At 71.8% G+C, this 14419-nt stretch carries 8 protein-coding genes and 1 pseudogene; all 9 read left to right on the top strand.

The genetic code is table 11. The annotated features are described in order from the left end of the window. The first annotated feature begins 152 nt into the window (after nt 1-152). Entirely contained in the window at nt 153-1220 is a 1068-nt protein-coding gene (locus tag QF034_RS13345) for a hypothetical protein (RefSeq protein ID WP_307179872.1), read from the top strand. A gap of 48 nt (nt 1221-1268) precedes the next feature. Continuing rightward, nucleotides 1269-2051: a TIGR03936 family radical SAM-associated protein gene (locus QF034_RS13340; RefSeq protein WP_307175157.1), complete on the top strand. Its 783-nt coding sequence runs from the start codon at nt 1269-1271 to the stop codon at nt 2049-2051. 254 nt (nt 2052-2305) lie between these two features. Then, nucleotides 2306-6524 (top strand): annotated as a pseudogene (locus QF034_RS13335) (Rne/Rng family ribonuclease). Between the two features lie 267 nt (nt 6525-6791). Next, nucleotides 6792-7112 carry a 50S ribosomal protein L21 gene (gene rplU, locus QF034_RS13330; RefSeq protein ID WP_020269559.1) on the top strand — a complete coding sequence of 107 codons (321 nt, stop codon included), beginning with the start codon at nt 6792-6794 and terminating at the stop codon, nt 7110-7112. 14 nt (nt 7113-7126) lie between these two features. Then, entirely contained in the window at nt 7127-7381 is a 255-nt protein-coding gene (gene rpmA / locus QF034_RS13325; RefSeq protein ID WP_010041940.1) for a 50S ribosomal protein L27, read from the top strand. 126 nt (nt 7382-7507) lie between these two features. After that, nucleotides 7508-8944, top strand: coding sequence for a GTPase ObgE (gene obgE, locus QF034_RS13320; protein ID WP_307175156.1), 1437 nt, complete (start codon nt 7508-7510; stop codon nt 8942-8944). Nucleotides 8945-9062: 118 nt separating this feature from the next. Beyond that, nucleotides 9063-10598 (top strand): FG-GAP-like repeat-containing protein, encoded by a 1536-nt coding sequence (locus QF034_RS13315; RefSeq protein WP_307175155.1) that lies wholly within the window; start codon nt 9063-9065, stop codon nt 10596-10598. Nucleotides 10599-10777: 179 nt separating this feature from the next. Then, nucleotides 10778-12328 (top strand): alkaline phosphatase D family protein, encoded by a 1551-nt coding sequence (locus QF034_RS13310; RefSeq protein ID WP_307175154.1) that lies wholly within the window; start codon nt 10778-10780, stop codon nt 12326-12328. 481 nt (nt 12329-12809) lie between these two features. Beyond that, nucleotides 12810-14306, top strand: a complete 1497-nt coding sequence (locus tag QF034_RS13305) for a bifunctional cytidylyltransferase/SDR family oxidoreductase (protein WP_307175153.1) — start codon at nt 12810-12812, stop codon at nt 14304-14306. Nucleotides 14307-14419 lie beyond the last annotated feature (113 nt).

The raw sequence follows: 14419 nt of genomic DNA, 5'->3' as shown, positions 1-14419 counted from the left end.
GCCTTCATCCGTCGCGGACCCGGGCCCATGAATCCACTGTTCACCCGGTCGGCGCATCCCGCAACGCGGTCGAGGCGTGGGGAGTTCGAGGACAAGTGGAGTAGACGGTGCCGAACGGGATCCGGACAGACGCCCACGGCGTCTACGCCGTTATGGACCTCGAGAAGTCACCAGCTCAGCCGCAGCAGCAGGCACCGCCCGAAGGGTGTCTCGCCGTCGCGATCCGGATTCCCGTGCGGATCGTGGTGCTTGTGCTGGTCGTGCCGGTGCGGGTGGTGTGGGACGCGCTCGTCGTCGTCGGGCGCGTCCTGAGGGACACCGTGCTCAGGCCGCTCGGGCGGGCGCTGCTGTGGCTGGGGAAGGTCCTGTTCGTCTGGCCGGTCGTCGGACTGTGGCGCTACCTCCTCGTCCCCGTCGGCAAGGCGCTGGCGTGGCTCGGGAACGTGCTCGTCGTCGTGCCGCTCGTGTGGTTCCACCGGTACGTGCTCACACCGGTCGGCCGTGCCCTCGCGTGGCTGTACGCGCACGGGCTGACGCCGATCGGGCACGGGATCATGTGGCTGCTCAGGGGCATCGGGGTCGGGTTCGCCGCCCTCGGCCTCGGCATGTACACCGCCGCGGCCTGGCTCGCGCGGTACCTGGTCGTCGTACCCGCGGTATGGCTGTACGAGTGGATCCTCGCGCCCGTCGGCCGGGCCGTCGCCTGGTGTGTGACCGGGCTCGTGCGGCTGGTCGGCATGGTCCTGTACTGGACCACCCGCGTCCTGGTCGTGTTGCCCGCGCTCGCCCTGTGGCGCTGGGTCCTCACACCCGTCGGACGCGTCCTCGCGGTCGTCGGGCGCGAGGTGTGGGACGCGCTCGGGCACGCCTGGCGGATCGCCGGGTACGTCTCGCTCGCCGTCGGACGGTTCTTGGGGACCCTCTTCCGGTGGACCTTCGTGGAGCCGGTGCGCTGGGTGTACCGAACGGTGCTCACCCCGGTCGGGCACGTCGTACGGGACCTGGTGCTGCGGCCCGCCGCCGACGCCGGCCGCGCCGTGGGGCGGGCCACCCGGCAGGCCCTCGCCGCCGCCCGTGACTCCGTACGACAGGCGCGCGCCGACTTCCGTCGCATGCTCCTCGGTGAGCCGCGGGAGCGGGAGGTGGTGGCCCGGCGGGAACCTCACGGCCGCGAGACACGTACTCTTGGTAGCAGTACGACCGCTCTCACGAAGGACTGAACGACACTGGGCAAGCGACAGCCCGAAGGCCCGCCGCCCGCACCCGCGGTGCAGCGCATCCGACTGCGCTACACCAAGCGCGGCCGCCTCCGGTTCACCAGCCACCGTGACTTCCAGCGCGCCTTCGAGCGTGCGTTGCGCCGTGCCGAGGTGCCGATGGCCTACTCGGCGGGCTTCACACCGCACCCGAAGGTGTCGTACGCCAATGCCGCACCCACCGGCACGGGCAGTGAGGCGGAGTACCTGGAGATCGCGCTCACCGCGCCGCGCGACCCGGAGCAGCTCAGGATCCTTCTCGACGAGTCGCTGCCCACCGGGCTCGACATCGTCGAGGCGGTCGAGGCCCGCACCCCGGGCCTCGCCGACCGGCTGACGGCTTCCGTGTGGGAGCTGCGGCTGGACGGCGTGTCGCAGGAGGAGGCCCGCCGGGCGGCGGACGCCTTCACCGCGGCCGAGACCGTCGAGGTCCAGCGCCTCGCCAAGAACGGGGTACGCACCTTCGACGCCCGCTCCGCCGTCGCGAGCCTGGAGATCCCCGACCTCACAGAAACGCACAGTTCGCAGGCTGATAGGCCGACCGACCAGCCCTGTGCGATACTGCGGCTGGTTGTTCGGCACGTGACGCCTGCCGTACGACCCGACGACGTCCTGTCCGGTCTCCGCGCCGTGGCCGACCTGGCGCCGCCGGTCCCCGCAGCGGTGACCAGGCTGGCGCAGGGGCTGTTCGATGAAGAGACCGGCACGGTGACCGACCCGCTCGCGCCCGACCGCGAGGCAGCGGAGGCCCACTCAACGGCCGAACCGTCTGCCACCGCGACGGCGCCGGCGTAGGTTCCGCGAAGGGACGGACGTCGTAGCGCCGCCCTCGGACTCGGGAGCCACCTGGGTCGGGCAGCGCACCGACCAGAAGACTTTCGCCAGGCCGTACGCATTCGGCGTACGGAACCGGCGAGACAGGACACAGAGAGCTCCCGTGCGGCGCCCGCGCCCCGGACGGCGGCGACGCGCACAGCGCGAGCCGCGGACGTCACCGGCACAGCCGGACCAGGTGCGGCGCCCGGGAGCCTGACGGGAGAAAAGCCCGCATGCTCGAACCGACCGAACCCACAGAGCCCGCCACGGACTCCGAACAGAACACCCCCAGCGACACCCTGCCGCCCCGTCGGCGGCGCCGTGCCGCGTCCCGGCCGGCGGGTCCGCCCGTCGGCGCCTCCTCCGACGCTCCCGTGGAGACCGTCACGCCGGCCATACCGGCCGCGGAGCCCGACGACCTCGCGGCCGACGCCGTAGAGACCGGCGAGGCCGAGGAGACCGCCGCCGAAGAGACCGTCGCGGCGGCGCAGGAGATCCCCGAGGCCGCCGAGAGCGCCGGGGAGGCCGCGCCTGCCGCTCCGAAGCGGCGCCGCGTGGTGCGCCGTGCCGCCGCGCCCGCAGGGGCTCCGGCGGGTGCTGAGGCCGCCGAGACCGTGGTGCCGGCGACCGCGTCCGCTCCCGCCGCCTCCGAGGCGCCGGAGCAGACCGAGGCCGCCGCGTCCGCCGAGGTGTCCGAGGACGCCGCTCCCCGGCGCACCCGGCGTCGTGCGACGCGCACGGTGACCTCGCCTCCTGCGGCTCCGGCCGAGGCGGTGGAGCCGGCGGCGCCCGCTGCCGCCGCCGCACAGGCCGAGCCGAGCGCCCCCGAGGCTGCCGCCGACGGCGCCGGGACCGCGGAGCCCGCCGAGGAGGCTGCTCCGCGCAGGACCCGGCGGCGTGCCACGCGACGGGTGACCGCGCCCACCGCAGCACCTGCCGCCGCCGAGGCGGCGGAGGGAACCGCCGACGCGGGCCGGTCCGGCTCCGTCGCCACGACCGACGCGCCCGCCGAGGCCGCCGCTGCCGTGTCCGGTGGGCCCGCCGAGGCCCCCGTCGGCACGCCCGCCGAGGAGGCGAAGGCACCTGTGACCGAATCCCCTGCAGCCGAGTCCGACGGAGCCGACGAGGCCGCTGCCGCCGAGGCCGCCGCCCAGGCGTCCGAGCCCGCCGAGGATGCCGCTCCGCGGCGCCGTCGCCGGGTCGTCCGCCGGGCCGCCAGTGGTTTCGCCGAGCCCGCGCAGCCCTCCCGGGCCTCCCGGGGCGCCAAGTCCGCGCGGGGCGCCGCCGGTGCCGAGGCCGCCGATGAGGACGAGACGTCGGCGCGGCCCGCGCGGCCCGCCCGTCGCCCTGTTCCAGGCGCCCGTGTTCACCGAACCCCAGTTCCAGACGCCGGAGCGGGCCGCCGCCGCGGCCGCCGCCGAGGCGGCCGGGACCGAGGAGCCCGAGGAGCCCGAGGAGACGGAGGAGTCCGCGCCGGCGGAGGTGCGGGACGAGCAGCCCAGCGGATCGCGCCGCCGTCGCCGTCGCCGGGGTGCCGCGGACGAGCCCGAGGCCCAGACCACCGAGGCCCCCGCCGAGCGTGCCGCCGCCGAGAGCGCCGTCGACGAGGCCGAGGAGCCCGAGGAGTCCGCCGAGGGCGACGACCAGGACGACTCCGAGGGCACCGGCTCGCGCCGTCGCCGTCGCCGGGGCGGCCGCCGCCGTCGGCGTGGGGAGTCCGCCGAGACCGACGCCGAGGCCGGCGAGGGCACGGACGCCGAGTCCGAGCAGGTCGCCGCCGGACAGGCCGCGCAGGACGCCGAGGACACCGCGGAGCAGACCGAGGAGGACCAGGACGAGTCCGACGAGGCCGCCGACCGCGACGAGTCGTCCGGCGGGGGCGGCTCCAGCAGCAGCCGCCGTCGCCGTCGCCGCCGTCGCCGTGCCGGTGACAGCGCGCCCGAGGCCGAGCCCTCCGAGGACGACCCGGAGCGCACGGTCGTCAAGGTCCGCGAGCCCCGGCCCAAGGCCGAACCGTCCGACGAGGTGCAGTCCATCAAGGGCTCGACCCGTCTGGAGGCCAAGAAGCAGCGCCGCCGCGAGGGCCGCGAGCAGGGCCGCCGGCGCGTCCCGATCATCACCGAGGCCGAGTTCCTGGCCCGGCGCGAGGCCGTCGAGCGCGTGATGGTCGTCCGCCAGCACGGCGACCGTACGCAGATCGGCGTCCTGGAGGACGGCGTGCTCGTCGAGCACTACGTCAACAAGGAGCAGGCGGTCTCGTACGTCGGCAACGTCTACCTCGGCAAGGTGCAGAACGTGCTGCCGTCGATGGAGGCCGCCTTCATCGACATCGGCAAGGGCCGCAACGCGGTGCTGTACGCAGGTGAGGTCAACTTCGAGGCGCTCGGCATGGCCAACGGGCCGCGGCGCATCGAGTCCGCCCTGAAGTCCGGGCAGTCCGTGCTCGTCCAGGTGACGAAGGACCCCATCGGGCACAAGGGCGCCCGCCTGACCAGCCAGGTCTCCCTGCCCGGGCGCTACCTCGTGTATGTGCCCGAGGGCTCCATGACCGGCATCAGCCGCAAGCTGCCCGACACCGAGCGGGCCCGGCTGAAGACGATCCTCAAGAAGATCGTCCCCGAGGACGCGGGCGTCATCGTGCGCACCGCCGCCGAGGGCGCGAGCGAGGACGAGCTGCGCCGGGACGTCGAGCGGCTCCAGGGGCAGTGGGAGGAGATCCAGAAGAAGGCCAAGAACGGCGGCAACGCGCCGACGCTGCTGTACGGCGAGCCGGACATGACCGTCCGGGTCGTGCGCGACATCTTCAACGAGGACTTCTCCAAGGTCGTCGTCAGCGGCGACGAGGCGTGGCAGACCATCCACGGCTATGTCTCGCACGTCGCGCCGGACCTCGCCGATCGGCTCCAGAAGTGGACCTCCGAGGTCGACGTCTTCGCCACCTACCGGATCGACGAGCAGCTCGCCAAGGCGCTGGACCGCAAGGTCTGGCTGCCCAGTGGCGGTTCGCTGGTGATCGACCGGACCGAGGCGATGGTCGTCGTCGACGTCAACACCGGCAAGTTCACCGGGCAGGGCGGCAACCTCGAGGAGACCGTCACCAGGAACAACCTGGAGGCGGCCGAGGAGATCGTCCGCCAGCTGCGGCTGCGCGACCTCGGCGGCATCATCGTCATCGACTTCATCGACATGGTGCTGGAGTCCAACCGGGACCTGGTGCTGCGGCGCCTGCTCGAATGCCTGGGCCGGGACCGTACGAAGCACCAGGTGGCCGAGGTGACCTCGCTGGGGCTCGTGCAGATGACCCGCAAGCGGGTCGGGCAGGGGCTCCTGGAGTCCTTCTCCGAGACCTGCGTCCACTGCAACGGACGCGGTGTCATCGTGCACATGGAGCAGCCGACCAGCGCCGGCGGAGGCGGCGGCAAGCGCAAGAAGCGTGCCCGTGCCGGTGCCGCCGATCAGCCGCACGTGCACGAGGCGGCCATCGAGACCGCCGAGCAGGAGGCGGAGACCGAGGCCGAGGTCGGTGCCGAGATCGCCGAGCCGATCGCGCTGCCCGAGCCGGCCTTCGAGCCCGACGAGGAGCTGTACAGCAGTGCCGCCGAGGCGGAGGCCGCGGCCACGCGCGGTCGGTCGCGGCGCCGGGCGAGCCGGCGGGCGTCGGCTCCGGCGGGTGCGCCGCGCGGTGAGACGGCGGAGCCGAAGGCCGAGCAGGACAGGCAGGCCGAGGTGCCGACGGCTCAGGACGTGACCGCCGCAGAGGAGGTCGCCCGTCCGGTGCAGCCGGAACCGGCCGCCGAGGCGCACGCCGAGCCGATCGCCGTCGAGGACCCGGTCGTCGAGGCCCCGGCCCCTGAGGAGGCCGCGCCCAAGGGCCGTGGCCGCCGGCGGGCGACGCGCAAGGTGTCCGCGCCGGCCGGTTCTCCGGCGGGGGCGGAGGCGACCGTGGTGACGGTGTCCGAGACGGCGCCCGCCACGGCCGAGGCCGCACAGGAGCCCGAGCAGGCCGAAGAGCCCGCGGCGGCTGCCGAGGCGGTCGCGGAGGCACCCGCCGGGAGCGCCGCCCCGGCCCGTCCGCGGCGCCGCGCCGTGCGCAAGCCCACCGTGTCCACCGCGCCCGAGGAGGCGGCCGTCGTGGTCGTCCCGTCGGCCGCGCCCGAGGAGGCCCCTCAGGCCGCCGCGGTTGACGGTGCCGCCCCGCAGGAGGCCGCCGAGGAGGCCGCCGAAGAGGCGGCCCCGGCCAAGAAGACGGCCCGCAAGACGGCCAAGAAGGCCACGGCGAAGAAGGCCGCCACCAAGAAGACCGCGGCGAAGAAGACCGCGGCCAAGAAGACGACGGCGAAGAAGGCGGCGGCGAAGACCACCAAGACCGCCGCCAAGAAGACCACGTCGAAGAAGACCGTCGCGGCGGAGCAGTCCCGCTCCTCCGTCTCGGCCTCCACCGACGAGGACTGACCGTCTCGACGTCCGCCGGGGCGTGCGCGGATCGCGCGTACGCCCCGGCGGACGCGACCGGCGTGACCGGTCGCACAGGCGGCGGGCCCGGCTCGGTTTGACCCTCTTGGCCGCGGCCCCGTAACCTTGACCGTCGGCGTGTCGAATGACGCGTCACATCCCCGTAAACCTCATCCTCCGGGCGCCGGGCGCCCAGGAGAGGCCGCTCGTGTGTCGGGCGGCTGGCCTGCGGGGGTGCCGTTTCCCCGAGCGAGAGAGTGAGTCCGCGTGTACGCCATCGTGCGCAGCGGTGGTCGCCAGCACAAGGTTGCTGTCGGCGACATCGTTGAGGTTGACAAGATTTCCACTGCCCAGGTTGGCGACACGGTCGAGCTCTCGACCCTGCTCGTTGTCGACGGCGACGCCGTGACCAGCGACCCGTGGGTGCTGGCCGGCATCAAGGTCCAGGCCGAGGTCGTGGACCACCACAAGGGCCAGAAGATCGACATTCTGCGCTACAAGAACAAGACCGGTTACCGCCGTCGCCAGGGCCACCGCCAGCAGTACACGGCGATCAAGGTCACTGAGATCCCCACGGCTGCGAAGTAAGGGACTGAGGAGAAATGGCACACAAGAAGGGCGCATCGTCCACCCGGAACGGTCGCGACTCCAACGCCCAGCGGCTCGGCGTGAAGCGCTTCGGCGGTCAGGTCGTCAACGCGGGTGAGATCCTGGTCCGTCAGCGCGGCACCCACTTCCACCCGGGCGCCGGTGTCGGCCGTGGCGGCGACGACACGCTGTTCGCCCTCCAGGCCGGTTCGGTGCAGTTCGGCACCCACCGTGGCCGCAAGGTCGTGAACATCGTTCCGGTCGCCTGACCGGAAGCTTTCGCGAGGCGGACCTCACTTCCCTCCCGGGAAGCGGGTCCGCCTTTCGCGTGTTACGCAGAGAACAACCCCGTACAACCCGTACACAACGGCCGTACATCACTGGAGGCACACACCATGACCACCTTCGTGGACCGCGTCGAGCTGCATGTCGCCGCGGGTAACGGAGGTCACGGCTGTGCCTCCGTTCACCGTGAGAAGTTCAAGCCACTGGGCGGACCCGACGGCGGCAACGGCGGTCGCGGCGGGGACGTGATCCTCACCGTCGACCAGTCCGTCACCACGCTCCTCGACTACCACCACTCCCCGCACCGCAAGGCCACCAACGGCAAGCCCGGCGAGGGCGGCAACCGCTTCGGCAAGGACGGACAGGACCTCGTCCTGCCGGTGCCGGACGGCACGGTGGTGCTCGACAAGGCGGGCAACGTCCTCGCCGACCTGGTCGGGCACGGCACGTCGTTCGTCGCCGCGCAGGGCGGCCGCGGCGGGCTCGGCAACGCGGCGCTGGCGTCCGCGCGGCGCAAGGCGCCCGGGTTCGCGCTGCTCGGCGAGCCGGGAGACGTGCGCGAAGTCGTCCTGGAGCTGAAGACCGTCGCCGACGTGGCGCTCGTCGGATACCCGAGCGCCGGCAAGTCGTCCCTGATCTCGGTGCTGAGCGCCGCCAAGCCGAAGATCGCCGACTACCCGTTCACCACGCTCGTGCCGAACCTCGGTGTCGTCACGGCCGGTTCGACGGTGTACACGATCGCCGACGTGCCCGGGCTGATCCCCGGAGCCAGCCAGGGCAAGGGCCTGGGCCTGGAGTTCCTGCGGCACGTGGAGCGATGCAGTGTGCTCGTGCACGTCCTGGACACCGCCACGCTGGAGTCGGACCGCGACCCGGCCTCCGACCTCGACGCCATCGAGGCGGAGCTGCGGGAGTACGGCGGGCTGGACAACCGTCCGCGGCTCGTCGTCCTGAACAAGATCGACGTACCGGACGGCAAGGGGCTGGCCGAGATGGTGCGGCCCGACCTGGAGGCGCGCGGGTACCGCGTGTTCGAGGTGTCGGCCGTGGCGCACATGGGGCTGAAGGAGCTGTCGTACGCGCTCGCGGAGCTCGTGGCGAAGGCGCGGGCCGCGAAGCCGAAGGAAGAGGCCACGCGGATCGTGATCCGGCCCAAGGCCGTGGACGACACGGGCTTCACCGTGACGCGCGAGGACGACGGGCTGTTCCGGGTGCGCGGCGAGAAGCCCGAGCGCTGGGTGCGGCAGACCGACTTCAACAACGACGAGGCGGTCGGCTACCTGGCGGACCGGCTCAACCGGCTCGGGGTCGAAGAGGAACTGATGAAGGCCGGGGCCCGGGGCGGCGACGGTGTCGCCATCGGTCCCGAGGACAACGCGGTCGTCTTCGACTGGGAGCCGTCCGTGATGGCCGGGGCCGAAATGCTCGGCCGACGCGGTGAGGACCACCGGTTGGAGGAGGCGCGACCGGCCGCGCAGCGCCGCAGGGACCGGCAGGCCGAACGGGACGAGGCGGAGCGGGAGTTCGACGACTTCGAGCCGTTCTGATCCTTTTCTAGGTCCGAACGTCAACGCAAAGCAAAGACGAAACGGATCCCGAGGCAACCAACCGGCGCTCCGGTGAGTCGTACTGGGCAGCGCGGATGAGGATCTTGTTCTTCGCCGCGTGGCAACGGCCCAGCGGATCACCGGAGTTCACGTGCCCCACTCCAAGAGCAAGCGCAGCATCGGCCGAGGAGCCACAGTCGCGGCGGCGATCGCCGTGGTCGCGGCCGTCACCCTCCCGATGGCCGCGCACGCCGCCGACGCCGCCCCCACCACCCCGGCCGCCGCGGCGAAGCTCCACGACGACTTCAACGGCGACGGCTACCAGGACCTGGCCGTCGCCGCCCCGCGCGGCAAGGTGGGCGGCAAGGTCCGCGCCGGGTACGTGGCCGTCGTGTACGGCTCGGCGAAGGGCATCGACCTCGCCCACAAGCAGGTCATCAGCCAGGACACACCGGGCATACCCGGTGCCGCCGAGGCCGAGGACTACTACGGGGACGGCCTGGCCGCCGGTGACCTGGACGGCGACGGTTACACCGACCTGGTCGTCGGCGCGCAGGGCGAGGACGTCGGGGACGTCGTCAGCGCCGGCACGCTCGCCGTGCTGTGGGGCGGGCCGCAGGGCCTGTCCGGCGGTACGGCCGTGGCCACCGGTACCGAGGAGGACCGCGTCGACCCGCTCCGCCCGGCGCTCGGCGACTTCAACGGTGACGGTCACCTGGACCTCGCCACCGGGAACCGCCTGCTGTACGGGCCGTTCGACCGCACCGCCGGTGCCGCGAGCAGCCACCGCCTCGCCCTGGAGGCCGAGTGCTTCACGGACGACGTGGCCGCCGGTGACGTCGACCACGACGGCACCACGGACCTGGTCGCGCTCATCCACGACCGCAGCGACGACGACCTGCACGACCCGGACGCCAAGCACCGCCGTGCGGTCTACCTGCGCGGCACCGCGGACGGGCTGAGCGCCCCCGCCCCGCTGAAGAACCCCGACGGCACGCGGATGCGGGGCGGCGAGAGCCTCGGCATCGGCGATGTGAACAAGGACGGGTTCGGCGACCTCGTCATCGGCCGCCCGGTCGACGGCTCCGGTGAAGTCCCGCTGGAGGATCCGCTGCTGAAGGGCGGCCAGATCGGTGTCGTGTACGGCTCGGCCGACGGCCCCGACACCTCCCGTACGACGATCATCACGCAGGGCACCCCCGGTGTGCCCGGCAGCCCGGAGTGGGGCGACGGCTTCGGCGGGGGCATCTCGGTCGCCGACGTCAACGGCGACGGCTACGCCGACGTTTCCACCGGCAGCGGGACCGAGGGCATCGGGGACGTCTACGCGGCCGGGCAGTTCACCGTCCTGCGCGGCGGGAAGTCCGGGCTGACCGGCGACGGCGCCGTGTCCATGAACCAGAACACCGCGAACGTGCCGGGCACGGCGGAGCAGAACGACTTCTTCGGCGCCGAGACCAAGCTGCTCGACGTGGGCGGCGACGGCCGGCCCGAGCTGTTCGTCAGCGCCACCGGGGAGAACCGGGACGGGGGAGTCTGGGCGTTCCCCAACCCGGTCGACGCGCCCACCGCCACCGGCTCGGTCAGCTTCGGCGCGGGCACCCTCGGCACCGTCGCGGACGGCTCCGCCCTCGGCGCGGGCTTCGCCCGGTGATCCCTGGCTGATCATCTGTCAGACCCGCCCCGGCAACGGCTTGTTCCGACGCTGGCGGTGGGTCTTCTTTTGTCTGCTTAGTTGTCATGTACGTGAACTCCGGCGTTCAGCGGGCGGACCGCCCGCGAGCGTGAAGCTTCCCAGTGTCCAAGTGGCCAGCGAGGTAAGGGAGTCAGACGATGACCGGAGCAGTATCCCCCGACCGACGCCGTTTTCTGACCGCCGGTGCCGCGGTCCTCGGTGCGGCGGCCTCCGCCCAGCTGTGGCTCCCCGCCACCGCCCACGGGGCCGAGACGCCGCTGCCCGACGGCGTGTTCAGCCTCGGCGTCGCCTCCGGAGACCCGCTGCCGGACGGCATCGTGCTGTGGACCCGGCTCGCCCCGGACCCGCTGAACGGAGGCGGTATGCCCGACCGGGTGGTGCCCGTGGAGTGGCAGCTCGCGGAGGACCAGCGGTTCAGAAAGCTCGTCCGCCGGGGCACCGCCCAGGCCCGGCCCGAGTACGGGCACAGCGTTCACGTGGACGTACGCGGCCTGCGCCCGGACCGTGCGTACTGGTACCGCTTCCGCACCAGCGGGCAGCTCTCGCCCGTCGGCCGCACCCGCACCGCGCCCCACCCCTACAGCTCCGGTGGCTCCCTGCGCATGGCGCTGGCCTCCTGCCAGAACTGGCAGCACGGCTATTTCACGCCATACGCCGACATGCTGGAGCAGGACCCGGACGTCGTGGTGTTCGTCGGCGACTACATCTACGAGTCCACGCCCTCGGCGACGGGCGTACGGCGCCACGAGGGGACCGGTGAGCCGGTCAGCCTCGTCCAGTACCGCAACCGGTACGCCCAGTACCACACCGACCCCGACCTCGCGGCGATGCACGCGAACGCGCCCTTCGTGGTGAGCTTCGACGACCACGAGGTCGACAACGACTTCGCCGGCGAGATCCCGCAGGACCCGGACAAGCAGCCGCACGACGCGTTCGTGGCCCGGCTGACCGCGGCCTATCAGGCGTACTACGAGCACATGCCGGTCCGTGCGACGGCCGTCCCGGACGGTCCGCACATCCGGATGTACCGCCGTCTGGAGTTCGGCCGGCTGGCCCGGCTCAACGTCCTGGACACCCGGCAGTACCGCAGCGACCAGGCCACCAGCCAGGCCGGTGCCCAGGACCCGTCGCTGACCATGCTGGGCGCGCGGCAGAAGCAGTGGCTGCTGAACGGGCTGCAGTACTCGCCGGCCCGCTGGAACCTGATCGCCTCGCAGATCATGATGGCCGAGACGGACCTCCAGGTCGGCGAGGGCAAGCTCTGGTTCTACGACGCCTGGGACGGCTACCAGGCCGAACGCAACCGCTTCCTGCAGGAGTTCAAGCAGGTCCGCAACCCCGTCGTGCTCTCCGGCGACCGGCACCTGACGATGATCAGCGACCTCAAGGAGGACTACGCCGACCCGGGCTCCGAAGTCGTCGGCGCCGAGTTCGTCGGCACCTCCGTCTCCAGCAACGGCGACCAGGACCAGGCGGCCTTCCGCAAGGAGTGGGACCCGCGCCGCCCGGACAACCCCCACTGGAAGCTGCTCGACGCCCACCGCGGCTACCACCTCTTCGACATCGGCCGCGCCGGCATCGACGCGCAGGTGAGGGTGGTCGACACCGTACGGCAGCCGTCGGCGACGCCGAGCACGCTGGCCAGACTGCGGGTCGAGGCGGGCCGGCCGGGCGTCGAGGTGGTCTGACCCGACTCCTGGCACACGCGTGAGCCCGGTACTCCTCGGAGTGCCGGGCTCTTCGTCGTGCGAGACGCGTGAGCCGTGTGAGAAGTCCGCCCCGGGCTGCCGCTGTATTGCTCTCGCCGAGACCGAAACGCTGCGGAATCTTGACCAGGAATTCCGCGGCAATGAGCCGCCGCGACCGGCGCCGGGGCGACGGTGCGGGCCGGAGCCGTCAAAGCGCGTACCGTGCACGAGACATCGTCCAAGGAACTCGTGAAGGTCCTGGGTCACCGCTGTCCCGTGCGGCTCCGACGCCGCTGGGCACCTGTGGAGTTACTCACAGCGCATTTCCCGGAGGGTCGCGGAACCGTCTCACCAATCACCAGGAGTGGGAGGTGAATGACAGGTTGCGCGCACATATGCGGCGGAGGGCGCTCACCTTGCACTGCGGTAACCACAAGTGGGACCATTTCCAAGTTCCCTGTCGCCCCAAGGTAGGTCACCTGTGTCCCAGCACATAGCCAAGCCCCGTACCACCGCAGTGATCCTGGCCGGTGGCACCGGTCAGCGGGTGGGTCTGTCGATCCCCAAGCAGCTGCTGAAGATCGCCGGCAAGGCAGTCATCGAGCACACGCTGACCACCTTCGAGAACACCGACTCGATCGACGACATCATCGTGCTGATGGCACCCGGCTACGTGCCCGACATCGAGAAGATCGTCGCGAAGGCCGGATTCAAGAAGGTCTCGAAGATCATCGAGGGCGGCGCCACGCGGAACGAGACCACCGAGCGCGCCATCTCGGCCCTGGGCGAGGGCCTGGCCGAGGGCGAGGACGCCAACGTCCTCTTCCACGACGCCGTGCGCCCCCTGCTGTCGCAGCGCGTCATCGACGACTGCGTCACCGCGCTGGAGCGCTACCAGGCCGTCGACGTGGCCATCCCCTCCGCCGACACGATCATCGTGACGCGCACGCACGGCGAGGACGGCGAGTTCATCACGGAGATCCCGGACCGCTCCCGGCTGCGCCGCGGCCAGACCCCGCAGGCCTTCAAGCTGTCCACGATCAAGCGGGCCTACGAGGTCGCCGCCGGTGACCCCAACTTCCAGGCCACCGACGACTGCTCCGTCGTGCTCAAGTACCTGCCGGACGTGCCGATCCACGTCGTGGCGGGTGACGAGTACAACATGAAGGTCACCCAGCCCGTCGACGTCTTCATCGCCGACAAGCTCTTCCAGCTGGCCTCCACGGCCGCGCCCGAGCAGGTCTCCGAGGAGGCCTACCGCGAGCTGCTGACCGGCAAGACGGTCGTCGTCTTCGGCGGCTCCTACGGCATCGGCAAGGACATCGCCGAGCTCGCCGAGTCCTACGGCGCCAAGGTCTACGCGCTGGGCCGCTCCACCACCGGCACCCACGTGGAGAACCCGGAGGAGGTCGACGACGCCCTGTCCAAGGCCTACGCCGAGACCGGCCGCATCGACTACGTGGTCAACACCGCCGGCGTGCTGCGCATCGGCAAGCTCGCCGAGACCGACAACGCCACCATCGAGGAGGCGCTGAAGGTCAACTACCTGGCCCCGGTGCAGATCGCCCGGTCGTCGTACAAGTACCTGTCCGAGACCAAGGGCCAGCTGCTGCTCTACACCTCCAGCAGCTACACCCGGGGTCGCGCCGAGTACAGCCTGTACTCCTCGACCAAGGCCGCCATGGTGAACCTCACCCAGGCCCTGTCCGACGAGTGGGCCGGCGACGGTGTCCGCGTCAACTGCATCAACCCCGAGCGCACGGCCACCCCTATGCGCACCAAGGCCTTCGGCCAGGAGCCGTCCGGCTCGCTGCTGTCCTCCGAGGCCGTGGCCCGCACCTCGCTCGACGTGCTGCTGTCCGAGCTGACCGGCCACGTCATCGACGTCCGCCAGCAGGACCCGACCGCCGGTGCGGCCCGCGCCTCCGGCTTCGAGCAGGCGCTCGCCTCGGTGCTGGACCGGCAGGACGGCGTGTAATAATTGGCGCCAAATAGACTTCGGTAATTCAGGCCTCTGCGCTCTTCTGTTAACGGTTTGTCAACAGGAGTGTTCGCAGGGGCCTGAATCCATACAGTCTCGCGAATATTCAC

The sequence above is a fragment of the Streptomyces africanus genome (assembly GCF_030816955.1).
Classification (GTDB): domain Bacteria; phylum Actinomycetota; class Actinomycetes; order Streptomycetales; family Streptomycetaceae; genus Streptomyces; species Streptomyces africanus.
Note: the sequence above shows the minus strand (reverse complement) of the source record. Positions and strands in the feature narration are given on the sequence as shown.

Excerpts from the sequence above, each read along its gene's own strand:
- QF034_RS13345 (WP_307179872.1), top strand. The coding sequence starts at position 153 with ATGGACCTCGAGAAGTCACCAGCTCAGCCGCAGCAGCAGGCACCGCCC.
- rpmA (WP_010041940.1), top strand. The coding sequence starts at position 7,127 with ATGGCACACAAGAAGGGCGCATCGTCCACCCGGAACGGTCGCGACTCC.
- obgE (WP_307175156.1), top strand. The coding sequence starts at position 7,508 with ATGACCACCTTCGTGGACCGCGTCGAGCTGCATGTCGCCGCGGGTAAC.
- QF034_RS13310 (WP_307175154.1), top strand. The coding sequence starts at position 10,778 with ATGACCGGAGCAGTATCCCCCGACCGACGCCGTTTTCTGACCGCCGGT.